General features: G+C 71.7%; 20 protein-coding genes and 1 riboswitch. Of the genes, 11 read left to right on the top strand and 9 right to left on the bottom strand.

The features are described from left to right. The first annotated feature begins 22 nt into the window (after positions 1-22). On the top strand, positions 23-769 hold the full coding sequence (locus BGM09_RS22945; RefSeq protein WP_188283557.1) for a UbiX family flavin prenyltransferase: 747 nt from the start codon (positions 23-25) through the stop codon (positions 767-769). Positions 770-1,012: 243 nt separating this feature from the next. Beyond that, positions 1,013-2,863, top strand: coding sequence for an arabinofuranosidase catalytic domain-containing protein (locus BGM09_RS22940; protein ID WP_188283556.1), 1,851 nt, complete (start codon positions 1,013-1,015; stop codon positions 2,861-2,863). Between the two features lie 66 nt (positions 2,864-2,929). Here the strand turns inward: BGM09_RS22940 and BGM09_RS22935 are convergent, their stop codons facing one another. Then, entirely contained in the window at positions 2,930-4,231 is a 1,302-nt protein-coding gene (locus BGM09_RS22935) for an MFS transporter (protein ID WP_188283574.1), read from the bottom strand. 705 nt (positions 4,232-4,936) lie between these two features. On the opposite strand from BGM09_RS22935, the gene BGM09_RS22930 reads away from it, so the two are divergent. Continuing rightward, complete coding sequence (locus BGM09_RS22930; RefSeq protein ID WP_188283555.1) at positions 4,937-5,422, top strand: cation:proton antiporter regulatory subunit; 486 nt, start codon at positions 4,937-4,939, stop codon at positions 5,420-5,422. A gap of 6 nt (positions 5,423-5,428) precedes the next feature. Continuing rightward, entirely contained in the window at positions 5,429-6,742 is a 1,314-nt protein-coding gene (locus BGM09_RS22925; RefSeq protein ID WP_188283554.1) for a cation:proton antiporter, read from the top strand. A gap of 33 nt (positions 6,743-6,775) precedes the next feature. Here BGM09_RS22925 and BGM09_RS22920 read toward each other — a convergent pair whose 3' ends face one another. Beyond that, complete coding sequence (locus BGM09_RS22920) at positions 6,776-7,174, bottom strand: ArsR/SmtB family transcription factor (RefSeq protein ID WP_188283553.1); 399 nt, start codon at positions 7,172-7,174, stop codon at positions 6,776-6,778. A gap of 145 nt (positions 7,175-7,319) precedes the next feature. On the opposite strand from BGM09_RS22920, the gene BGM09_RS22915 reads away from it, so the two are divergent. After that, positions 7,320-8,090 carry a hypothetical protein gene (locus BGM09_RS22915; protein ID WP_188283552.1) on the top strand — a complete coding sequence of 257 codons (771 nt, stop codon included), beginning with the start codon at positions 7,320-7,322 and terminating at the stop codon, positions 8,088-8,090. Between the two features lie 103 nt (positions 8,091-8,193). On the opposite strand, the gene BGM09_RS22910 is transcribed toward BGM09_RS22915, so the two are convergent. Further along, positions 8,194-8,631, bottom strand: a complete 438-nt coding sequence (locus BGM09_RS22910) for a Sec-independent protein translocase TatB (protein ID WP_317452845.1) — start codon at positions 8,629-8,631, stop codon at positions 8,194-8,196. Positions 8,632-8,812: 181 nt separating this feature from the next. Here BGM09_RS22910 and tatA point away from each other — a divergent pair, with 181 nt between their 5' ends. Beyond that, positions 8,813-9,091 (top strand): Sec-independent protein translocase subunit TatA, encoded by a 279-nt coding sequence (gene tatA / locus BGM09_RS22905; RefSeq protein WP_188283551.1) that lies wholly within the window; start codon positions 8,813-8,815, stop codon positions 9,089-9,091. Positions 9,092-9,153: 62 nt separating this feature from the next. Here tatA and BGM09_RS22900 read toward each other — a convergent pair whose 3' ends face one another. Continuing rightward, positions 9,154-9,387, bottom strand: coding sequence for a hypothetical protein (locus BGM09_RS22900; protein ID WP_411158359.1), 234 nt, complete (start codon positions 9,385-9,387; stop codon positions 9,154-9,156). Positions 9,388-9,629: 242 nt separating this feature from the next. Here BGM09_RS22900 and BGM09_RS22895 point away from each other — a divergent pair, with 242 nt between their 5' ends. From BGM09_RS22895 to BGM09_RS22885, 3 genes are all read left to right on the top strand, one after another. Further along, positions 9,630-11,288, top strand: coding sequence for an LCP family protein (locus tag BGM09_RS22895; protein WP_188283549.1), 1,659 nt, complete (start codon positions 9,630-9,632; stop codon positions 11,286-11,288). Positions 11,289-11,506: 218 nt separating this feature from the next. After that, a complete protein-coding gene (locus tag BGM09_RS22890; RefSeq protein ID WP_188283548.1) occupies positions 11,507-12,082 on the top strand; it encodes a TerD family protein in 576 nt (191 codons plus the stop codon). Positions 12,083-12,200: 118 nt separating this feature from the next. After that, a complete protein-coding gene (locus BGM09_RS22885; protein ID WP_188283573.1) occupies positions 12,201-13,046 on the top strand; it encodes an undecaprenyl-diphosphate phosphatase in 846 nt (281 codons plus the stop codon). Positions 13,047-13,064: 18 nt separating this feature from the next. Here BGM09_RS22885 and BGM09_RS22880 read toward each other — a convergent pair whose 3' ends face one another. From BGM09_RS22880 to BGM09_RS22870, 3 genes are read right to left on the bottom strand one after another with little or no spacing between them, the layout of a single operon-like run. Continuing rightward, positions 13,065-14,210 carry a bifunctional 2-methylcitrate synthase/citrate synthase gene (locus BGM09_RS22880; RefSeq protein WP_188283547.1) on the bottom strand — a complete coding sequence of 382 codons (1,146 nt, stop codon included), beginning with the start codon at positions 14,208-14,210 and terminating at the stop codon, positions 13,065-13,067. 52 nt (positions 14,211-14,262) lie between these two features. After that, positions 14,263-15,168: a methylisocitrate lyase gene (prpB, locus tag BGM09_RS22875; protein WP_188283546.1), complete on the bottom strand. Its 906-nt coding sequence runs from the start codon at positions 15,166-15,168 to the stop codon at positions 14,263-14,265. Further along, positions 15,168-16,688 (bottom strand): MmgE/PrpD family protein, encoded by a 1,521-nt coding sequence (locus tag BGM09_RS22870; RefSeq protein ID WP_188283545.1) that lies wholly within the window; start codon positions 16,686-16,688, stop codon positions 15,168-15,170. Before BGM09_RS22870 ends, prpB begins: the two co-directional genes overlap by 1 nt. Positions 16,689-16,975: 287 nt before the next feature. On the opposite strand from BGM09_RS22870, the gene BGM09_RS22865 reads away from it, so the two are divergent. Together BGM09_RS22865 and metE are read left to right on the top strand one after the other, a co-directional pair. Continuing rightward, positions 16,976-18,427, top strand: coding sequence for a short-chain fatty acyl-CoA regulator family protein (locus BGM09_RS22865; RefSeq protein ID WP_188283544.1), 1,452 nt, complete (start codon positions 16,976-16,978; stop codon positions 18,425-18,427). A 66-nt stretch (positions 18,428-18,493) separates the two neighbouring features. Further along, positions 18,494-18,686: riboswitch (cobalamin riboswitch) on the top strand. 179 nt (positions 18,687-18,865) lie between these two features. Further along, a complete protein-coding gene (gene metE, locus BGM09_RS22860) occupies positions 18,866-21,175 on the top strand; it encodes a 5-methyltetrahydropteroyltriglutamate--homocysteine S-methyltransferase (protein ID WP_188283543.1) in 2,310 nt (769 codons plus the stop codon). A gap of 97 nt (positions 21,176-21,272) precedes the next feature. Here metE and BGM09_RS22855 read toward each other — a convergent pair whose 3' ends face one another. Both BGM09_RS22855 and BGM09_RS22850 read right to left on the bottom strand, forming a co-directional pair. Then, positions 21,273-22,370 carry a Gfo/Idh/MocA family protein gene (locus BGM09_RS22855; protein WP_188283542.1) on the bottom strand — a complete coding sequence of 366 codons (1,098 nt, stop codon included), beginning with the start codon at positions 22,368-22,370 and terminating at the stop codon, positions 21,273-21,275. Further along, positions 22,367-22,969 carry an alpha/beta hydrolase gene (locus BGM09_RS22850; RefSeq protein ID WP_223187451.1) on the bottom strand — a complete coding sequence of 201 codons (603 nt, stop codon included), beginning with the start codon at positions 22,967-22,969 and terminating at the stop codon, positions 22,367-22,369. The genes BGM09_RS22855 and BGM09_RS22850 overlap by 4 nt, the downstream gene beginning before the upstream one ends. Between the last annotated feature and the right edge of the window lie 45 nt (positions 22,970-23,014).

Below are 23,014 nucleotides of genomic sequence, written 5' to 3'. Positions count from 1 at the left end.
GCGACTCATGGAAGGGTCTGTCATGGATCACCACATCACACCACGGGTGCCATGGGTCGTCGGAATCACCGGAGCCAGCGGCACGCCGTACGCCGCGGCCGTCATCCGCGGGCTGCTCGACGCGGGTGAGGCCGTCGACCTCGTGGTCAGCCGCGCCGCCCGGCTGACGATGGTCGACGAGACCGGGCAGTCCTTCCGCGAGGCGCGCTGGCGTACCGACATGAAGGCGTTCCTCGGGCGCGACCCCGGCGACATGACCGTCTGGCGCGCCGACGACTTCGCCGCGGGCCCGGCCAGCGGCACCTATCCGACCCGGGGGATGGTCATCGTGCCCGCGACCACCGCCGCCGTCGCGGGCGTCGCCACCGGCATGAGCAAGGACCTGATCCAGCGCGCGGCGGACGTCACGCTCAAGGAGCGCAGACCGCTGGTGATGGTGGTCCGCGAGACGCCGCTGCGCCGCGTCTCGCTCCAGCAGATGGCCGACCTCGCGGGGGAGGGCGCGGTGATCCTCCCGGCGTCCCCCGGCTTCTACGCGGGCGCGCGCGATGTCCGCCAGCTCGTCGACTTCGTCGCGGCGAAGGTCCTCGACGTGATCCGCGTCCCGCACACGCTCTCGGTCCGGTGGAGCGGGCGGCTCGGCGCGGGCCGGGACGCCGACGCGTTCGCCGACGATCCCTACGACCCGGACCCGGACCCGGCTGGGGCTGCGGCTGCGGACGCGGAGCCGGGCCCTCGGCCGCAGGGGGAGGCGCGTACCGGTGCGTGAGATCGGCCTGAGCCACAGATTCGGACAGGTCGTGCCCGGCCGAAGCTAAATAAAGCAACAAATATTGACGGGGTCGAACAGGGGGCGTACTTTCCGAGCCGGTCGACCCCGCGTGTTCTTCCCGTCCCTCCCGCACCCGTCACGTCCCCAGGCGTCCGATCCGGGCCCCCACGCCCGCCTCGGGCCGCCCGGCCCCGCAGGCACCGCTCGTCTCCGCTCCACCCCCACCCCAAGGAGCACCGCATGCGCAAAAGGAGATACACCGCCCGCTGGAAAGCCCTGCTGACCTCGGTCGTGGCCACCCTCGGCCTGGTCCTCGGCGCCTTCGTCAGCCTGCCGGGCACCGCGCAGGCCGCCGGTTCGCTGCCCTGTGACCTCTACAGCGCGGCGGGCACGCCGTGCGTCGCCGCGCACAGCACCACCCGCGCCCTGTTCTCGGCGTACAACGGCCCGCTGTACCAGGTCACGCGCGCCTCGGACGGCGCCAAGGCCGACATCGGGCTGCTGGCCGCGGGCGGTTACGCCAACGCCGAGCAGCAGGACATCTTCTGTGCCAACACCACCTGCCGCATCTCCAAGGTCTACGACCAGACCTCGCGCCACAACGACCTGCTGCCGGGCCCCGCGGGCACGGCCGGCGGCGCGGACCGCGGGGCGGACGCGAGCGAGATCGCGGTGCACGCGGGCGGCCACAAGGTGTACGGCATCTGGATCTCGCCGGGCGTCGGCTACCGCTACACCGGCGCGGCCTCCGGTGTCCCCGTCAACGGCCAGCCCGAGGGCGTCTACATGGTCGCCAGCGGCACCCATGTCGGCTCCGACTGCTGCTTCGACTACGGCAACGCCGAGAGCACGCCGTCCGACACCGGCAACGGCCACATGGACGCCGTGAGCATCGCCACCACCTGTTACTTCGCGCCGTGCAACGGCTCGGGCCCCTGGGTCGAGGCCGACATGGAGAACGGCATGTTCCAGGGCGACAACGGCTCCAACACGGCCAACGCGGGCAACAAGAGCGCCTACGTCACGGCCGTGCTGAAGAACAACGGGCAGACGACGTACGCCATCAAGGGCGGCGACTCCCAGTCGGGGGGCCTGTCGACCTGGTGGAACGGGTCGCTGCCGACGCGGGGCGGCTACAAACCGATGCACCAGGAAGGCGGCATCATCCTGGGCACCGGCGGTGACAACAGCAACCGCAACATGGGCACCTTCTTCGAGGGCGTGATGGTCGCCGGCTATCCGACCGACGCCGCCGAGAACGCCGTCCAGGCGAACATCGTCTCCGTCGGCTACTCGGGCCAGACCAATGTGCCCAACGGCCCGCAGGGCACGATCACCGGCCCCGGCGGCAAGTGCGTGGACGTCGCCGCCGACGACACCGGCGTCAACGGCGCGGCCATCCAGCTCTGGGACTGCCAGACGTACGCCGAGGACCAGCACTGGACGCACAACGCCGACAACTCGCTGAGCACGATCGGCCGTTGCCTGGACATCAACGGCAACGGCACGGCGAACAACACGCAGGTCGAGCTGTGGGACTGCAACGGCGTCGGCGGCCAGAAGTGGATCCAGCGCTCGGACGGCTCGCTCCTCAACCCGCAGTCGGGCCGCTGCCTCGACTCGCCGAGCGGCGCCACCGGGAACGGCACCCGGCTTCAGATCTACGACTGCAACGGCAGCGCGGCGCAGAAATTCGCCGTCAAGGGCGGCGCCCCGGTGCCCGCGCCCGGCGGCAAGTGCGTGGACGTCGCCGCCGACGACACGGGCGTCAACGGCACCGCCGTGCAGCTCTGGGACTGCCAGTCCTGGGCCGCCGACCAGCACTGGTACCACAACGCCAACGGCTCGCTGAGCGCGATCGGCCGTTGCCTGGACATCAACGGCAACGGCACGGCGAACAACACGCAGGTCGAGCTGTGGGACTGCAACGGCGTCGGCGGCCAGGTCTGGCAGCAGCAGGCCGACGGCTCGCTGCTCAACCCGCAGTCGGGCCGCTGCCTCAACGACCCCAACAGCGCCACCGTCAACGGCACCCGGCTCCAGATCTACGACTGCAACGGCAGCGCCGCGCAGAAGTTCACCCTCAACTGAGCCAGCGCGCGACGCACATGTGACGGAGGTGGCGCGGGACTGGCGCCCGCGCCACCTCCGTCACGCTCACGTCCGCGCGGACGGGCCGGCCGCTGCGTGGACGGGGAGCGTACGGCCCAGACGGGCGAGCGGGGACAGGGAGATCACCAGCGGGGAGAGCAGCATGCCCGCCGCCGCCACCAGGAAGCCGGTGCGCAGACCGCACTGCGCCGCGAGGAGACCCCCGAGCAGCGAACCGAGCGGGGCCGTCCCCATGCCGACGAAGCCGATCGTCGCCGCCGCGCGACCCTGCATCCCGTCCGGAGTGACGGTCTGCCGCACCGCCATCAGCGTCACACTGACCAGCTGACCGCACGCGCCGAACGTCAGGTTGACCGCCACGAGCACCGGAACGGTCAGCGCGGCGCCGCCGTGCAGCGCGGGTACGCCGATCATCACGCTGTCACCGATCACGGCCGCGCACGCGAGCACCGCTCCGTGGCCGAACCGGCCCGGCAGCCGGGCCGCCAGCAGCGAACCCACCAGCGCGCCGGGCCCCGTCGCCGCGAGCACCAGCCCGACGACAGCGCCCGACAGGCCCAACTCCCTGGGCAGGAACAGCAGATAGACGGTCATCGCCGCCGCGAACGCGAACTGGAAGGCGGCGGAGGCGAGGCACACCGCCCGCAACGACGGCTCGCCGACGACGAATCCGACCCCCTCGCGAATCCGCCGCCGGACAGCGGGCGCGGGTCCCGAGCGCCGAGGCACCGCCTCGCCATGCCCAATCCGCCGGATCGACAGGAACGACAGGGCGAAGAACAGCGCGCTGGACGCGAGCGCGACCGGCGCCGACAGCAGCGACACCAGCGCACCCCCGAGCGCCGGGCCGCCGATCTGCGCCGCCGACCTGCTGCCTTCGAGCGCGCTGTTGCCGCTGACCAGCTGGTCGCGGTCCAACAGCCGTACGACAGACGCCTGATACGCCACGTCGAAGAAGACCGACAGCGCCCCGACGCCGAACGCGGCCACCAGCAGCACCGGCAGACCGAGCCCGCCGAGCAGGCACGCCACGGCCACCGCTCCCAGCGCCAGCGCCCGCCCGCAGTCCGCCGCCACCATGACCGTACGGGTCCGCCACCCGTCCACCCACGCCCCCACGAACAGCGACAGCAGCGGTATCGGCGCCTGCCCCACCGCCCGCAGCACCCCGACCTCGGCGCCGTCGGCGCCCAGCAGCAGCACCGCGATCAGCGGCAGGGCCACCGCGCTCCCGTGCTCCCCGAACTGCGAGACCGTCTGCCCCACCCACAACCGGCGGAAATCCCGGTCCCGCCAGAGCCCCGGCGACCCCGGCGACCCCCGCGATTCCGGAGCCGCGGGCGGCACGGCGGCCTTCCGCGGCGGCACGCGTCCCACGTCACCGCGCGCCAGAACGACCGACCATCCCTTGTCTCCCCGGAACTTTGGGACCCTGGAACCTTGGGCCCCTGAAACCCCGGGACCCTGGAGCCCCGTCGATATTCGGCCCCGGAGACCCTAGCCCCCGGGCGGCGAAGGGCGCACCCGGATTGTTCGTGGGGCCGGCCTGACCCGGCGTACCGGCAGGTCGGGGCGCGTCGCGGCGGTCCGGCCTGCCCTGTGACGCCCAGGTGAATTCCCGGCCATGGGAGATCCGCCTGGGCTGCTATATGCACTCATGCAGGATTTGCGGCATTTATTATGCGCTAGAGTCTTGACCAGCGCTTTACGTATGTCGCAGAGGTGAGCTGAGGAGGATACGTCATGGAACGGGATGTCCTCGTCGTAGGCGCACCCGCGGCCATGTCGGAAGTCCTCCCCACGGCATCGCCGTATTTTCCCCGGGTCGCGCGTGTCGAGAACGCGCCCCGGGACGCCGTACCTGATACGGACCCCCTTCCCGCGTCTTACCGCTGACAGCGTCCGGCTCCCGCGCCGGGCGCTGTCAGCAGGAGCGCCGCGGCACGTCACCGCATACGTGCGTCGTCACCCGGCACAGAACGCTGCCGGGTGACGCGCATGCCGGCGTCCGCGACCGGCACTCCCGCACCCGCGTCCCGATGGAGCACGTTCATGGAACCAACCGCCCGCGCCCGAAAGACTCCGCTGCCGGGAGTCGGGGCCCGCTATGACATGACGACCGAGTCCGGCCGGCACCTGTCGCTGGTCGTGCACCAGGACGGCAGGCGGTTCCTGGCGTTCCATGACCCCGAGGACGACGACGCCTGCAAGGACGCGACCGCGCTCGTGCCCCACGAGGCGGCCGCACTGGCCGAACTGCTGACCCCCGACCCTGTCGGCCACCTGCGACAACACCTTGAGATCGACCTGGTCACCGAGCACATCACGGTGAGCAAACGCTCGCCGTACGCGGGCCGCACGCTCGGCGACACACAGGTACGCACCCGTACCGGCGCCTCGATCGTCGCCGTGCTCCGCCGCACCTCCGCCGTGCCCTCACCCACCCCCGACTTCCGCTTCGCCGTCGGCGACACCCTCGTGGTCGTCGGCACCCGCGAAGGCGTCGGCGCCGTCGCCGAACTGATCACAGGAGGATAGAAACCTGTGCACAACACGACCGACATGCTCATCGAACTCGGAGCGATCATCCTCGCCCTGGGCATCCTCGGCCGCCTCGCGGGACGTGTCGGCTTCTCGCCGATCCCGCTCTACCTGCTCGCGGGACTCGCCTTCGGCAAAGGCGGACTGATCCCGCTCCAGGCCAGCGAGGAATTCGTCGCGACCGGCGCCGAGATCGGTGTCGTATTGCTGCTTCTTCTCCTGGGCCTGGAATACAGCGCCTCGGAACTCGTCACCAACCTCAAGACCCAATATCCGTCCGGCGCGGTCGACTTCGTCCTCAACGCGTTGCCGGGCGCCGCCGCCGCGATCCTCCTCGGCTGGGGCCCGGTCGCCGCCGTCGCGCTCGCCGGAGTGACCTGGATCTCCTCCTCGGGCGTGATCGCGAAGGTCCTCGGCGACCTCGGCCGCCTCGGCAACCGCGAGACCCCGCTCATCCTGGGTGTGCTGGTCCTCGAAGACCTGTCGATGGCGGTCTATCTGCCGATCCTGAGCGCCCTGCTGGCGGGCGTGAGCCTGGCGGGCGGCACCCTCACACTGCTGATCTCGCTCGGCACGGTCGGGATCGTCCTCTATGTAGCCCTGCGCCACGGGCGGCTGATCAGCCGCGCCGTCTCCTCCGACAATCCCGAGATGCTGCTGCTGGTCGTGCTCGGCCTGACCCTGCTGGTGGCCGGTGTCGCCCAGCAGCTCCAGGTCTCCGCGGCCGTCGGCGCCTTCCTGGTCGGCATCGCGCTCTCCGGTGAGGTCGCCGAAGGGGCCCGCAACCTCTTGACTCCGCTGCGGGACCTGTTCGCGGCGGTCTTCTTCGTCTTCTTCGGCCTGAGCACTATCCCGTCCGACATCCCGCCGGTCCTGGTCCCGGCGCTGATCCTGGCCGTCGTCACGACGTTCACCAAGATCGCCACCGGCTGGTACGCGGCGCGCAGGGCCGGAATCCGGTCGGCGGGGCGCTGGCGGGCGGGCGGAATGCTGGTCGCGCGCGGCGAGTTCTCCATCGTCATCGCGGGGCTGGCCGTGGGCGTCGAGCCCCGGATCGGGCCGCTGGCCACCGCTTATGTGCTGATCCTGGTCGTCCTCGGCCCGCTCACCGCCCGCTGGACCGAGCCGATCGCCCGCAAACTCACCGAGGCCGTCCGCCGTGCGGAACCCGCGCCCGCGCCCGCCGCTCCCGCGGTCGGGTCGGTCGAGTTGGTCAAGTCGGTCAAGTCGGTGGAGCCCGTGGAGCCGGTGGAGCCCGTCGAGCCGGTGGAGATCGACGTGGACGCGGATGCCGATCCGGCGCCCAGCCGTACCTGACCTCCGCGCGGCAGGGGGCCGGGGCGTGGCCTGTCAGGCCCCCAGCCCGCGGACGTCACGCGAAGGGGCGGAGCGGCGGTCGAGCTGACTGACCATCACCCGCACCACCGTCACGACATCGGGGTCGTCCACCAGATAGACCTGCCGCCGGCCCTCGCGCCGTGAGTGCACGAGCCCGGCGAGCTTGAGCTTGGCCAGGTGCTGGCTGACCGCGGGCAGGGTCGCGCCGACCCGCTCGGCCAGCCCCGTGACGTCGCAGTCGCCCTCGGACAGGATCCAGACGATCTGGAGTCGCATGGTGGACGCCAGCAAACCGAAGGAAGCGGCGGCGTTCTGGAACAACTCCGGGCTGGGGTCGCCGAACTCCGCGGCAGACCTCGTCACGTGAACCTCCCTGACCGCAGCGGCTTTTCCGAGCACCAGAGTACGCATTCGGCGCCCGCGGTCCGCGCCGCTGGCATGATACTCTCAGTCAGTTGCGTAATTATGCAATCATGCAACTGGGTAGATTATCCTGATGCGTACGCGCGGGCAGACAAGGTGACTTGCCGCGCGTCGACACACCGGGGCGGGGAATATGGACAGCGGCAAGCGGCCGGACGACATCTACCGGGCTGACTTCGCCCAGGTTCTCGATCAGGCGCTGCGCGGCGAACGCGTCCGGCGTGCGCTCCGCGCCCTGCCGGGCGCGCCCAACACCGAGCAACTGCGTACGGCCGCCCTGGCCGACGCCGACGCCATCGGTGCCACCGCGGCGCCCGAGTACGAGCGGTACACCAGCCTGCGCGCGTACTCCCGCGGCCGGGTCCGCCCGGTCGTGCGCGCGGTCGGCGGCCCCGGCGTCCTCGCCACCCTGGCCGTACTGGTGCCGATGCTGAGCGGTATCGCGGCAGCGATCTTCCTGGTGCTGGGGTACGGGATCAGGGCCGTCGCGAGCGGCGCGGGAATCAGCGCCCCGCTGATCGACATCGGTTTCCTGTGCGCGGCGGTCTTCGGCGTCAGCCTGCTGATCGGCCTGGCCGGACTGGCGCTGACCGCCCGGCGCGACGGCGCGGTCACGCGCGAGAGCCGGGACGTGACCGAGGCCCACGAGGCGTGGCGGCAGGCGTTGCTGGTGCGGGGCGTACTGCCGTATCTGCTCGACCGGTTGGCGCGGGAGGCGGGGGCCGCCGCTCCCCGCGCGCTCGGCCCGCCGCCGGTCGGCGTCGACCTGGTACGCCAACGGCCGCGCCTGGGGTACAGCAGCCCGAGCTTCAGCTCGGGCGACGGCGTCAGCCTGGTGCGGCAGCGGCCCCGGCTCGGCTACAGCAGCCCCGGCTTCAGCAGTCCGAACGACGGCGACCGGTGACAACGGCCTGACCCGCCAGGGCGCTTGACCCCTGAGCGCGCTCGGTGCGCCAGCCGAAGGACCGCGTACGCGCCGGGTCCCGGCGCGGGCCTGCGCGCCGGTCCTACGTGGCCTCGGTGTCATACGCGACGGGCTGGTGCGAGAGCGGCTCGGACGCCTCGCCCGCGCCTGAGGCGACCGGCGCGGCGGACGGCTTCGTGAGGTCCACACCGTCGCTGAGCGTCCGCGCCACCTCGCGCAACTCCTCGGCCTCGCCGTCCAGTCGCAGGCTGTCGCGGATCTCGCGCAGGCCGAGCGCGTCGCCGTCGCCGAGCAGATTCTTGGCGATGAACGTCCGCGGGTTCAGGTCCTCGAATTCGAAGTCCTTGAACTCCGGGCCGAGTTCGCGGCGCACGTCCTCCTTGGCGTCGTCGGCGAAGGAGCGCACCGCGCGGATGAGGTCTCTCGCCCGCGTGATCATGTCGGGCAGTTTGTCGCCGAAGACCAGCGTGGCCAGGATGAGCAGCGTCAGCAGCTTGAGCGGACCGATGTCGAAGATCACCTTCGGTCACCTCCGAGAAGGGTGCGTGCACGGGCGGGGACGGTCCGGACGGGGGCCCGTGCGGGCATTGCGCCTCGGTACCGCTACTCTCATAATTGCGCAATGTAGCAACTGTTGGGGCCGGGGCGGCACATCGCCGTCCGGCAACGGCAGACCGACGGATGTGGAAGCGGAGACGTTGATGCTCAGAAACGGACTTGAGCCCTGGCACCTGCTGGTGGTGGCGCTTGTGGTCATCGTGCTGTTCGGCTCCAAGCGGCTGCCGGACTCCGCGCGGGCGCTGGGCAAGTCGCTCCGCATCCTCAAGAGCGAGACCAAGGCGTTGAAGGACGACCCCGGACCCGGTACCGCGACGGCCGAGACGAGCGCGGACCCCGAAGTCCGTACGATCAAGTCCGCGCCCGGTGAGACCGTCGGCGCGCGCCCCGTGCGCGAACCCGAACGCGCGCCGCGGGACTGACTGACCTCCCTCCCGTGGCGCGCCACGGGCCCGCGTGATCCGGGGCGCGGGCCCGTATGACGTCAGGGGCTGGCGTGGTCCCAGCCGTAGCGCAGTGGCTGGCCGTGCTTGAGGCGGTAGACGTACAGCGCCTCGACGCGCAGTCCCCGTCCGTCGCTGTCGCCGTCGCCGTCGCCGTTGCCGTCGGCCTCGGCCGGGCATCCGGATGTGACTTGGAGCACGCGGGGCGGGCCTGTCACCCGTACCCGCATGCCGTCCGCCGGGCCTCCGTCGAGATGCGCCCACTCCCAGGCCACAGGTGTCCTTCCGGTTCGTCGTAGCGTTTCTGGCATAGCAGACACTTTAAAGGTTGCGTAAACCAGGAACTGTGTCCGGTGGGCAGGCCGGTCGCGGGTGCGACGCTCTCGGTTACCCCACAGAGCCATGATTTACCCTTGCCGCGTTGCGCAACCATGAAGCCTTGGGTGAAGCGCCGCTTCACCCGTCGAATCCGGCCGCACCACCCCACGGGGGCCGCCCGGGAGAGGGAGCACGGGAGATGACCGAGCCCTGGAGCGGCCGAGCGGCCGCGCGGGCGGCTGCCCGCGCCGAGAGCGGGCGGTCCCGGTCGTCGGGCCGCAGGGGCAGGCGCGCCAAGCAGGCCGGCCGGGGCCGGCGGTTCCTGAAGATCGGCGGCATATCCCTGGCCGCGCTCCTGCTGGTCACCGCGGGCGGCGGCTACTGGCTCTACCAGCACCTCAACGGCAACATCACGAGCGTCTCCCTGACCGACGGCGCGGGGAAGGGCAGCGCGGGCCAGGAGAAGGCCGACGCCTTCGGGCGGACGCCGATCAACATCCTGGTGATGGGCAGCGACGGCCGGACCTCCGAGGCCGACTGCAAACTGGGCGGCGGCTGCGCCAAGACCGGCGTCCAGACCGGGGGCAACGCGGATGTCGAGATGGTCGTGCACATCTCCGCCGACCGCTCCAACGCCACCGTGATGAGCATCCCGCGTGACACCCTCACTGACGTGCCCGCCTGCGAGAATCCCAAGACCGGCGCGTCCACCCCCGGCTACCACGGCATGATCAACAGCGCCCTGTCGTACGGCCAGGCGTGCCAGGTGGCCACCGTCCACAAATTGACCGGAATTCCGATCGACCACTTCATCCAGGTCGACTTCTCCGGCGTCGTCAGCATGTCCGACGCCGTGGGCGGGGTGTCGGTGTGCGTGGACGCCGACGTGTACGACACCTACTCGCATCTGAAGCTCTCCAAGGGCGCCCACACCCTCAAGGGCGTCGGGGCGCTGGAATTCCTCCGCTCGCGGCACGGCTTCGGCGACGGCAGCGACCTCGGCCGTACGTACGCGCAGCACATCTACCTCAGCTCGCTGATCCGCAAGTTCAAGAGCGCGGGCACCCTCACCAACCCGACGGCCGTCTACAAGCTCGCCAACGCGGCGACCAAGGCGCTGACCGTCGACACCGGCCTCGGCAGCATCAGCAAGCTGGTCGGCCTGGCCTCCGACCTCGACAAGGTCCCGTCCAAGCGGATCACCTTCACCACCATGCAGACCGGGCCCGACCCGACCGACCCCAACCGGGTGGTGGTCGGCCCCGGCGCGAAGACGCTGTTCGCCACGATCGCCAACGACCAGTCGCTGACCACCGCCTCGGGCGGCACGTCCGCCGCGGCCTCGGCGACCGCGTCGGCGAGCCCGACCGCGACGTCCGTCCCCGCCTCGCAGATCACCGTGAGGGTGCGCAACGGCACCGGCATCGGGGGCCGCGCCTCCGAGATCGTCGACACCCTGACCGGCAAGGGGTTCAACCCGGCCACCGCGGGCGGCAACGCCCCGGCGCCCGCCGCCACCACGACCCTCACCTACGGCCCCGGCCAGCGGTCCGAGGCGGGGACCGTCGCCCGTACGCTCGGCATCGCGTCGTCCCATCTCAAGGAGGGCGCCGTCGCGGGGCTCACCCTCGTGATCGGGGCGGACTGGCCGAGCGGCACCACCTTCCCCGGCGGGAAGTCCTCCGCGCCGCCCGCCGACACCAAGGTGGCGCTGGACAACTCCCACGCCCAGACCGCCGACGACTCCGACACCTGCGCCAAGGTCAGCCGCTACAAGACCGTCCAGATCAACCGGGTCCCGATGACGCCGACCCAGGCGTACGCCGCCGCCCACGCCAAGCCCGACTCGGACGACTGACCTGCGCACACGCCCGTAACGCTTAAGCTATTACGCAACCGTGGAACTGTTGTGGCGCGCACGCCGTTGACCTGGCAGAGGCGCACAGACAAACAACGACATACCGGCAGTCAACAACCGGTAATCACCGGTAATCACCGGTAATCAACAGTCGGCAACTGATTACCGACTACCGACTACCGACAACCGACAACCCCCAAGCAACCGGAGGTAATTTCGTGGGCGTGACTCTGTCCAAGGGCGGCAATGTCTCTTTGAGCAAGGAAGCTCCCGGACTCACCGCGGTCACCGTCGGCCTGGGGTGGGACGTACGGACCACCACGGGCGCCGACTACGACCTGGACGCGTCCGCGCTGCTGTGCGACGTGGGCGGGAAGGTCCTCAGCGACCAGCACTTCGTGTTCTTCAACAACCTCGGCAGCCCCGACGGCTCCGTGGTGCACAGCGGCGACAATCTGACCGGTGGCGGCGACGGCGACGACGAGCAGATCAAGGTCAGCCTCGCCACCGTGCCCCCGCAGGTCGACAAGGTCGTCTTCCCCGTGTCGATCTACGACGCCGAGAAGCGCGGCCAGAGCTTCGGCCAGGTGCGCAACGCGTTCATCCGTATCGTGAACCAGGCCGACGGCCGGGAGCTGGCCAGGTACGACCTGACCGAGGACGCCTCGACCGAGACGGCTATGGTCTTCGGAGAGCTGTACCGCAACGGCGCGGAGTGGAAGTTCCGCGCCATCGGCCAGGGGTACGCCTCGGGCCTTGCGGGCATCGCCACCGACTTCGGCGTCAACATCTGACGTCCTCGGCCGGGCCGGGGCCGCCCGAATTCCCTTCGGGCGGCCCCGGCCCGACTCCGCGCACGCCGTCACCCGCTTCACCCACCCTCCCCTCGAACTCTCCCCGGAGCACCCCGCCGTGTCCTGGTTCACCGCCGCTGTCCTGGGCCTTGTGCAGGGTCTGACCGAATTCCTGCCGGTGTCGTCGAGCGCGCACATACGCGTGGTCTCCGTCCTCGCCGGATGGGACGACCCCGGAGCGGCCTTCACCGCGGTCACCCAACTGGGCACGGAGACCGCCGTGCTGATCTACTTCCGCCGCGACATCGCCGCCATCGTCAAGGCGTGGACCGCGTCGCTGTTCCACCCCGAGCGCCGCAAGGACCACGACGCGCGGATGGGCTGGTTCGTGATCGTCGGTACGATCCCGATCGCCATCCTGGGCGCCGGTTTCCAGCACACCATCGAGACCAGCCTGCGCGACCTGCGGATCACCGGCACCGTCCTGATCCTGTTCGGACTCGTCCTGGCGGTCGCCGACCGCACCCGCGCCGTGCGCCGCCCCAAGCCGATCACCGAACTGACCTTCCGGCACTCCCTCTGGTACGGCCTGGCGCAGTCGCTCGCCCTGATCCCCGGCGTCTCCCGCTCCGGCGGCACCATCAGCGCCGGACTCTTCCTCGGCTACAGCCGCGAGGCCGCCGCCCGCTACTCGTTCCTGCTGGCCATCCCCGCCGTACTGGCCTCCGGCGGTCTGGAGCTGTTCAAGCTCGGCAGCGGCCCGGCGCCCGCCTGGGGCCCGACGATGCTGGCCACGGTCATCGCCTTCGCGGTGGGCTACGCGGCCATCGCCTGGTTCCTGAAGTACATCTCCCACCGCAGCTTCACGCCGTTCGTGATCTACCGGGTGCTGCTCGGCGTGGTGATCATCGCTCTGGTGGCGACGGGCGCGGTCGCGGCGGGCGCGGGCGCCACCTCCGGCTAGAGCGCGGACCTGACCGGGTCAGGACGCGTTCGGCACCGCCCGCTGCCCCTGACCGTCGTAGGACGCCAACGGTCGGATCAGGGCGTTGTGTTCGAGCTGCTCGGTGATGTGCGCGGTCCAGCCGGTGATGCGGCTCATCACGAAGATCGGCGTGAAGGTCGGGATGTCGAAGCCCATCAGGTGGTACGCGAGCCCCGCCGGATAGTCGAGGTTGGGGTGGATGCCCTTGCCACTGACCATGGCGTGCCGCAGCGCGGCGTGCAGGGTCGCCAGCCGGGCCGTCCCGGGGTCACCGGCGCGGGCGACCAGCCGGTCGGTGGCCTCCTGCATGATCGGGACGCGGGAGTCGCCGTGCTTGTAGACGCGGTGCCCGAAGCCCATGATCTTGCGCTTGGCGGCCAGCGCCTCGTCCAGCCACGCCTCGGCCTTTAGCGGGTCCCCGATCTCGTTGAGCATGTGCATCACGGCCTCGTTGGCACCGCCGTGCAGTGGCCCCTTGAGCGCGCCGATGGCGGCGGTGACCGCGCTGTAGAGGTCGGAGAGCGTGGAGGTGACGACCCGCGCGGTGAACGTCGAGGCGTTGAAGCTGTGCTCCGCGTACAGGATCAGCGAGATCTCGAAGCAGCGCACCACCTCGGGCTCCGGCACCCGGCCGAAGCACATGTGGAAGAAGTTCTCCGCGTAGCCGAGCGACGGATCGGGCTGTACGGGGGCCAGGCCGTGCCGCCTGCGGTGGTCGGCGGCGACCACGGTCGGCAGTTTGGCCAGCAGGGAAAGGGACTTGGCGCGGTTGGCGGCCGGGCTGCCGTCGTCCTCCGCGGGGTCCTCGGCGCCGAAGAAGCTGACGGCGGTGCGCAGGACGTCCATCGGGTGACAGCTCTCCGGCAGCCGGACCAAGAGCTCCGCGGTGGTGCGGTCCAGGGGCCGCAACGCCCTTTCGCGCGCCCGGAATTCGCCGAGCTGCGCGGCATCCGGCAGCTCTCCGAACCACAGGAGGTGGGCGACCTCCTCGAACGACCGGCGGGCGGCGAGATCCTGGACCGGATAGCCGCGGTAGGTCAGGGAGTTGGTCTCCGCGATGACGGTCGAGATCTCGGTGGTGTCGACGTAGACACCGGCGAGACCGCGGCGGATGTCGGGCGTGACGGGCACGGCGGTGGTCATGGGGGCTCCTCGGGAAGAGGGTGCGGGTGAGGTGAGCGGGGCGGTGCGGAGTTCAGGCGCCGGGCGGCAGGCTGAAGTCGAAGACCGCGGAGTCGAAGGCCGTGTAGTCCTCGTATCCGAGGACTTCGTAGAGCCGGGAGCGGGTCTGCATCCTCGGCAGCAGGGATGCCTGGGTGCCCTCGGCGGCCAGCGTCCGCAGGCCGTCCTCAATGGCGCCGTTGGCGAGCCGGAAGAGCGTGACCGGGTAGAGCGCGATGTTGTAGCCCAGGCTCTCCAGCCTGCTCGCGGACAGCAGCGGACCCTTGCCGAATTCCGTCATGTTGGCCAGCAGCGGTACGTCCACGGCCTCGCGGAAAGCGGCGAATTCGGCCTCGTCGGCGAGCGCTTCGGGGAAGACCGCGTCGGCGCCCGCGTCCACGTATGCCTTGGCGCGCTCGATCGCCGCGTCCAGTCCCTCGACACCGCGCGCGTCGGTGCGGGCCATCAGCAGGAAGCCGTCGTCGCGCCGGGCGTCGGCGGCGGCCCGTACCCGCTGCACCATCTCCTCGCGGGACACGAGCGTCTTGCCGTCGAGGTGCCCGCAGCGCTTGACGCCGGTCTGGTCCTCCAGGTGCATGCCCGCCAGGCCCGCGTCCTCGAAGAGCTGCACCGTACGGGCGGCGTTGACCGGCGCGCCGAAGCCGGTGTCGGCGTCGACCAGGACCGGCAGGTCGGTGACCCGGGTGACCTGCTGGGCGCGGGCGGCGACCTCGGTCGATGTCGTCAACCCGATGTCGGGCAGGCACAGTTCGGCGGCGAGTACGGCGCCGGACAGATACGCCGCCTCGAAGCCGTGGTCCTCGATGAGCTTCGCCGAGTACGGGCTGACCGCGCCCGGCATCTGCAACAGCCGCCCTGAAGCGAGCCGTTCACGGAGCGCCTGACGCCGCTCGGCAGGAGTGGTGCGGGTGTGCAGCATCAGAACAGGCCCTTCGGGAGCTGCGCGTCGTACGCGGCGACGGCGGCGGTGTCGACGGCCGGGAAGAGACCGGCGAGTCCCGCGGTGTCGAGGTCGGCGAGCCGGCCCGCCGCGTCCAGGAACGCCTCCTGCGCGCCGGGGGAGACGACGCCCTCGGCGAGCGTGCGGAATTTGCCGGTGTAACCGGCCCGGTCGAATGGCCGGGCGCCCGCCGGGTGCGCGTCGGCGACGGCCAGCTCGTCCTCGATCACGGTGCCGTCGGCGAGGGTGATCACGGCCCGGCCGCCGAAGGCCCGGCGCCGAGGGTCCGGGTCGTGGTAGCGGCGGGTCCACTCCGGGTCCTCCACCGTGGAGATCTTCCGCCACAGCTCCACGGTCTGCGGCCGCCCCGCCCGCTCCGGCGCGTAACTGCGCTCGTGGTGCCAGGCGCCGTCCTCCAGCGCGACGGCGAAGATGTACGGCACCGAGTGGTCGAGCGTCTCGCGGCTGGCCTTCGGGTCGTACTTCTGCGGGTCACCGGCCCCGGAACCGATCACGTCGTGCGTGTGGCGGCTGGTGTGCAGCACGATCTCCCGCACCCGCGCCAGCGGTCCGGCCTTCTCCCGCATCCTGCGGGCCAGATCGATGACCGCCTGCGCCTGGTACTCGGCAGAGTGTTCCTTGGTGTACGTCTCCAGGATCGCCCGGCGCGGCTCACCCGGCTCCGGCAGCGACACCGTGTACGACGCCTTGGGGCCGTCCAGCAGCCAGGCGAGGAAACCGTCCTCGCCCTCGTAGATCGGCGACGGGGCGCCCTCGCCGCGCATCGCTCGGTCCACCGCCTCGATCGCGGCCTTCCCCGCGAAGGCCGGGGCGAACGCCTTCCAGGTGGAGATCTCGCCCTTGCGGGACTGCCGGGTCGCCGTCGTGGTGTGCACCGCCTGCCCGACGGCCTGGTGGACGACCTCAGTCGGCAGCCGCAGCATCGCGCCGAGCCCGCAGGCGGTCGCCGCGCTCAGGTGCGCGACGTGGTCGATCCGGTGGGCGTGCAGGCAGATGGCCTTCACCAGGGCGACGTGGATCTCGTACGCGGCGACCACGCCGCGCAGCAGATCGGCCCCGGAGCGACCGGTGTGCTGGGCCACGGCCAGCAGCGGCGGGATGTTGTCCCCGGGGTGGGAGTAGTCGGCGGCGAGGAAGGTGTCGTGGAAGTCCAGCTCGCGCACCGCCGTGCCGTTGGCCCAGGCCGCCCATTCGGGGGAGACGCGGCGGCCGGGGTCCGTGCCGAAGACCGACGCGCCGGGCGCGGCGGTGTGTGGAGCCGCCTGCGCCCGCGCCACGGCGACCGGCCTGCGGCGCAGGGACGCGGTCGCGACCGCCGCGTTGTCGATCACCCGGTTGACGGCCATGTCCACGGCCGCCGGGTCCAGCTCCGCGGCCTCCTGCGTGCCGGTCGCGACGGCGGCCAGCTTCCACGCGAGCTGCTCCTCGCGCGGCAGCCGGTCGGCGCTGGGATGGACACGTACCTGGTGGTCGATCACGGGACTCCTCGCGGGTTCGTCACTGTCAGTTCATCGCCGGCTGTTCGCCGATGCCCGTACGCGCCGAGGCTCCGCCCCGCTCCTCGCGCGACGTACGCACCGTCACGAGTCGAGCATTCCCCCTCGCGCGGCGCGGTGCGACGGCTCCACGCTGCGGAATCCGTACCGTCGTGTCCTGCGGATCTGCGAATTCTGCGAATTTTGCGGATGATAGCTTCGCAGGTGCCGGGCGCGTGCGACACGCCTTCGGAGGGCACACGGAAGCGGCGGAGAGGCACGGGGCGAGCATGGCGGTACGGAAGATCTACGCACACGCCAAGCTGCGCAGGCTGCGGGCCGAGCGCGGTATGAACCAGGTCGAACTGGCCCGCGCCCTCGGCATCTCGACCAGCTATCTCAACCAGATCGAGCACAGCCAGCGCCCGCTGACCGCCCCGGTGCTGCTGCGCATCGCCGAGGTGCTGGGCGTGGATCCGGAGTTCTTCTCCGAGGCCGCGCAGGAGCGGCTCGGCACGGACCTGCGGACCGCGCTCGGCGACGAGGCCACCGGCGTGTCCGTCCCTGCCGACGAGGTCGCCGAGATCGTCCGCGACCACCCCGAGGTCGCCCGCGCCCTGGTCGCCCTGCACCACCGCTACCGGGACGCCGCGGAGCAGGTGGCGGCGCTGGCCTCCGCCGACACCGGCGCGTCCGGCGCCCCGGCCCCGCTCAGCACCCTGCCGCCCGCCGAACCGCACGACGAGGTCAGGGACTTCTTCTACGCCCACCACAACCACTTCGAACAGCTCGACAGCGCAGCCGAGGACGCGGCGCGGGCCTGGGGTCTCGACTCGGCGCGTACGGCCGCCGACGTCCTGCGGCGGCACTTGGCCGAGCGCCACCGCGTCACCGTGGTCGAGGCCGCCCCCGAACGGTCCGCCGACGTACGCCGCTTTGACCCCGCGCACGGCCTGCTGTTCCTGTCGCCCTGGCTGACCGACGGCCGCCGGGCCTTCCAACTCGCCACGCAGATCGCCCTGTTGGAGCACCGCCCGCTGCTCGACACCCTGGTCGGCTCCGCCGCCCTGACCTCCGCCCGGTCCGCCGACCTGGTGAGGATCGGCCTCGCCAACTACTTCGCGGGCGCCCTGCTGATGCCGTACACCGCGTTCCGGAGCGCCGCCGAGGAATTGCGGTACGACATCGAACTGCTCCAAGCCCGCTTCGGCGTCGGCTTCGAGACCGTCTGCCACCGCCTCAGCACCCTGCAACGCTCCGGCGCGCGCGGCGTCCCCTTCTCCTTCCTGCGGGTGGACCGGGCGGGGAACGTCTCCAAACGCCAGTCCGCCACCGACTTCCACTTCTCCCGCTTCGGCGGCACCTGCCCGCTGTGGACGGTCTACGCGGCCTTCTCCGCGCCGGGCCGCGTCCTCACCCAGGTCGCCGAAATGCCCGACGGCAAGCGCTACTTCTGGGTCGCCCGCACCGTCACCCGAGGCGGCGCGGGCCACCGCGCGCCCCGCGCCGAATTCGCCGTCGCCCTCGGCTGCGAACTGCGGCACGCCCACCGCCTCGTCTACGCCGAGGGCGTCGCCCTCGACGACCCCCGCGCCGCCACCCCGATCGGCCTGGGCTGCCGCAGTTGCGAACGCCGCGACTGCGCCCAACGCGCCCGCCCCCCGGCCGGCGGCCGCCTCTCCGTCGACCCCGACCGCCGCACCTTCGTGCCGTACCCGGTGGAGACCTCCGCCGGCGGCTGAGGTCACGGTCCGGAATGTGGGCCGAGGTGACCGCAGGGGGGTCCGCGCTCTAGCCTGGCCGGTGCGACAGGTTCGCGTCCGTCAGCCAGGCGGTCGCGTCGTAAGAGGGAACCCGGTGGGAATCCGGGACTGCCCCGCAGCGGTGAGTGGGAACGACCGCCGTCATACGCACTGGGTCCGACGTACCGGACCTGGGAAGCGACGGTCAGTAGGTGTCCGCCTCAGGCGGACGTGCCCGCGAGTCCGAAGACCTGCCCGTCGCCCGTGCGCGACCGTTCGCGTACGGATATCCCGGTGACCTCGTGGGCGGGTCGGCGTGCATATCGGACGGACCGCTGCCTTTCCACGGCACTGTGGGTCCGTCGGGTCTGTCACCTCCCTTTCGCGCTCGCGTCCCGTCGCCGGGAGGCCAGGAGTCATCTCGCGAAGGAGATTTCCGTGACAGCGAAGTCCGCAGCCGCGGCAGCACGGGCCACCGTGTACGGCTACCCCCGTCAGGGCGGGAACCGTGAACTGAAGAAGGCCGTCGAGGGCTACTGGAAGGGCCGCGTCACCGCCGACGCCCTCCGGGAGACCGCGGCGGACCTGCGCCGCTCGAACTGGCGGAAGCTGGCCGAAGCGGGCATCCACGAAGTGCCGACCGGCGACTTCTCGTACTACGACCACATGCTGGACACCAGTGTCATGGTCGGCGCCGTCCCCCCGAGGCACCGGGCCGCCGTCACCGCGGACCCGCTCGACGGCTACTTCGCGATGGCCCGCGGCACCCAGGACGTGGCGCCGCTGGAGATGACCAAGTGGTTCGACACGAACTACCACTACCTCGTCCCCGAACTGGGCCCCGACACCGTCTTCACCGCCGAATCCGCCCAGCAGGTCGCCGAGTTCAAGGAGGCCGCCGCGCTCGGCCACACCGCCCGGCCCGTCCTGGTCGGCCCGGTCACGTACCTGCTGCTCGCCAAGCCCGCCCCCGGCGTCGCCGCCGACTTCGAGCCGCTGACGCTGCTCGACCGGCTGCTGCCCGTCTACGCGGAAGTCCTCGCCGACCTGCGCGCCGCGGGCGCCACCTGGGCGCAGCTCGACGAGCCCGCGCTCGTCCAGGACCGCACCCCGGCCGAACTGAACGCCGCCGCCCGCGCCTACCGCGACCTCGGCGGCCTCACCGACCGGCCGAAGCTGCTGGTCGCCTCGTACTTCGACCGGCTCGGCGAGGCGCTGCCCGTCCTGGCCAAGGCCCCGGTCGAGGGCCTGGCGATGGACTTCACCGACGCCGCCGCCGCGAATCTGGACGACCTCGCCGCCGTCGGCGGACTGCCGGGCAAGCGGCTCGTCGCGGGCGTTGTCAACGGCCGCAACATCTGGATCAACGACTACGAGAAGTCGCTGGCCACCCTCGCCACCCTCCTCGGCTTCGCCGACCGGGTCGACGTCGCCGCGTCCTGCTCGCTGCTGCACGTCCCGCTCGACACCGCGCCGGAGCGGGACATCGACCCGCGGATCCTGCGCTGGCTCGCCTTCGCCGCGCAGAAGACCGCCGAGATCGTGACGCTCGCCAAGGGCCTGGCCGGGGGCACCGACACCATCGCCGCCGAGATCGCCGCCAACCGCGCCGCCCTCGCCTCCCGCGCCGCTTCCCCGATCACCCGCGACCCGGCCGTACGCGCCAGGAGCGCGGCCGTCACCGACGCCGACGGCCGCCGCTCGCAGCCGTACACCGAGCGCGCCGCCGCCCAGCGGGCCCGGCTCGGCCTGCCGCTGCTGCCGACCACCACCATCGGCTCGTTCCCGCAGACCGACGAACTGCGCGCCGCCCGCGCCGACCTGCGGAGCGGCCGGATCGACACCGCGGGGTACGAGGAGCGGATCAGGGCCGAGATCGGCGAGGTCATCTCCTTCCAGGAGAAGACCGGCCTCGACGTGCTCGTACACGGCGAACCCGAACGCAACGACATGGTGCAGTACTTCGCCGAGCAGCTCACCGGCTACCTCGCCACCCGGCACGGCTGGGTGCAGTCCTACGGCACCCGGTACGTGCGCCCGCCGGTCCTGGCCGGGGACATCTCCCGGCCGGAGCCGATGACGGTGCGCTGGACGTCGTACGCCCAGTCGCTCACCGACCGCCCGGTCAAGGGCATGCTCACCGGTCCCGTCACCATGCTGGCCTGGTCCTTCGTCCGCGACGACCAGCCGCTCGGCGACACCGCGCGACAGGTCGCCCTCGCCCTGCGGGACGAGGTCACCGACCTCGAAGCAGCGGGCGCCGCCGTGATCCAGGTGGACGAGCCCGCGCTCCGCGAGACCCTGCCGCTGCGCGCCGCCGACCGGCCCGCGTACCTGGACTGGGCCACCGAGGCGTTCCGGCTCACCACCGGCGCCGTCGCTCCCGGCACCCAGATCCACACCCACATGTGCTACGCCGAGTTCGGCGACATCGTCCAGGCCATCGACGACCTCGACGCCGACGTCATCAGCCTGGAGGCCGCCCGCTCCCACATGCAGGTCGCCACCGAACTGGCCGGGCACGGCTACCCGCGCGAGGCGGGACCCGGCGTGTACGACATCCACTCGCCGCGCGTGCCCGACGCGCGGGAGGCGGCCTCGCTGCTGCGCAAGGGCCTGCTCGCCATCCCCGCCGAGCGGCTGTGGGTCAACCCCGACTGCGGCCTGAAGACCCGCGGCTGGCCCGAGACGAAGGCGTCGCTGGAGAATCTGGTGGCGGCGGCCCGTACGGTGCGCGCGGAGCTGTGACGCTCCGGCCGACGGCTGCGTGACGCGGTGACGGCCGGGAGGGACGCGCGGATCTTTCGCCGTCTCTCCCGGCCGTCGCCGGCGGGCTCGGGAGCCGTCAGGAGGGGAGCGGGGCGCCCCACCAGGACCGGTGGAAGGGGTCGTCCGCGCCGATCGAGCCCCGGGGGACCGGGCGGCCGGTGGCGGCCGACTTGTAGAGGGCGGTGACGAATTCGGTGGTGCGGCGCGCGTCGGCCGCCGTGTGCTCGGGCGGCTCGCCCCGCCGCATCCGCGCGACCAGGTCCGCGAGCTGCGGCGCCTGGTGCGCGGGCACCTCGGCGCCGATGGTGTCCCAGCCGGGCGTGGCCGGCGGCCGGTCGGGCGCGGGGGTGAAGGTCCAGTGCTCGTTGCCGTACGCGTACAGGTGGCGCAGCTCCGTACTGGCCCGCGCGCAGTCGATCCGCAGGTACGACTCCTGGCGCGCCGACACGACGCTGTTCACGATCGACGCCTGCGCGCCGGAGGCGAACGCGACATGGGCGAGGGACACGTCCTCCGTCTCGATGTCCCGGTCGACCGTCGCGATCCGCGCGCTCACCTGCGCCCAGTCGGGCATCAGCCACAGCATCAGGTCCATGGCGTGGATGCCCTGCGTGACGGTGGCACCGCCCAGTTCGGTGGCGCGCCGACCGCGCCACGGCGCCGCGTAGTAGTCCGCGCCCCGGTACCAGGTGGTCTGGCACAGCGCCAGCAGCGGCGGCCCGAGCACACCGTCGCGCAGCAGACCGCGTACGTGCGCGGCGCCCGACCCCGCGCGCCACTGGAAGACCGGCGCGCAAAAGCGGCCGGTCGCGCGCTCCGCGGCCAGAATCCGGTCGTGGTCGGCCAGCGAACCGCACAGCGGCTTCTCGCAGTAGACCCAGGCGCCCGCCTCCAGCGCGGCCACCGTCAGATCGGTGTGGGTGAACGACGGGGAGCAGATCACCACCAGGTCGGGACGCTCGACGGCCAGCATTTCCACCGGGTCCTCGTAACCGCGCGCGATGCCGTGCCGCGCCGCGAAGTCCCTGGCTCGCGCCGGGTCGGAGTCCGCGACCGCCACCAGGTCGAGTCGCCCGGACAGCGCCCGGATCGCGGGGAGATGGGCGTCGTCGGCGATGCTGCCCGCGCCGATCAGCGCCGTACGGTACGGCAGGTCTCGTGTCGGGCGGGTCATGCGGTGCCCCCCTGGGCTGTCATGCCGCGCGCGAGCCACCGCGCGGTCACGGAGATCGCCTCGGACTCGTGTTCGGGGGAGTGGAAACCGTGGCCCGCGCCGGGCAGCGGGCGGAATTCCCAGTGCGGGAGCGTCGCCGCGACGTCACGGGCGATGTCGAAGGAGACGCAGTCGTCGCGGTCGCCGTGCAGGACGAGCGCGGGCGGGCCGCCCGCGGTGAAGGCGTCGACCGGCCGGTGGGCCGCCAGTTCCGCGAACAGCACCCGGCCCAGGGCGAACCGGCCGCCGATCAGCAGCTCCCCGTGCTCGGCGAGGCCCTTCACGGGTCCCGGGCCGAAGTTCGCCACTCCCCAGGGCAGTTCGGGTTCGAGGAAGGTCCGCCGCAGGTCGAGCACCGGATTCCACAGCACCAGCCGGGCCAGCCGCTGGGCGAGCCGCATGAACGCTCCGCCCTCGTCCAGATCCGCGCAGATGCCGTGCACCAGGAGGACCGTGCCACGAGAGCCGTCCGCTCCGGGCCCTGACGCGGGCCGGTGCACGACGGTGTCCAGCTCGATCCCGTCGGGTGCGACCACCCGCACCCGTTGTACGTCCGTCACGGAGACTCCCTGCCTGCGCGGCTCGTCGACTTCACTTCGGCATGT

This window comes from Streptomyces sp. CBMA29 (assembly GCF_014596445.1).
Classification (GTDB): Bacteria; Actinomycetota; Actinomycetes; order Streptomycetales; family Streptomycetaceae; genus Actinacidiphila.
Note: the sequence above shows the minus strand (reverse complement) of the source record. Positions and strands in the feature narration are given on the sequence as shown.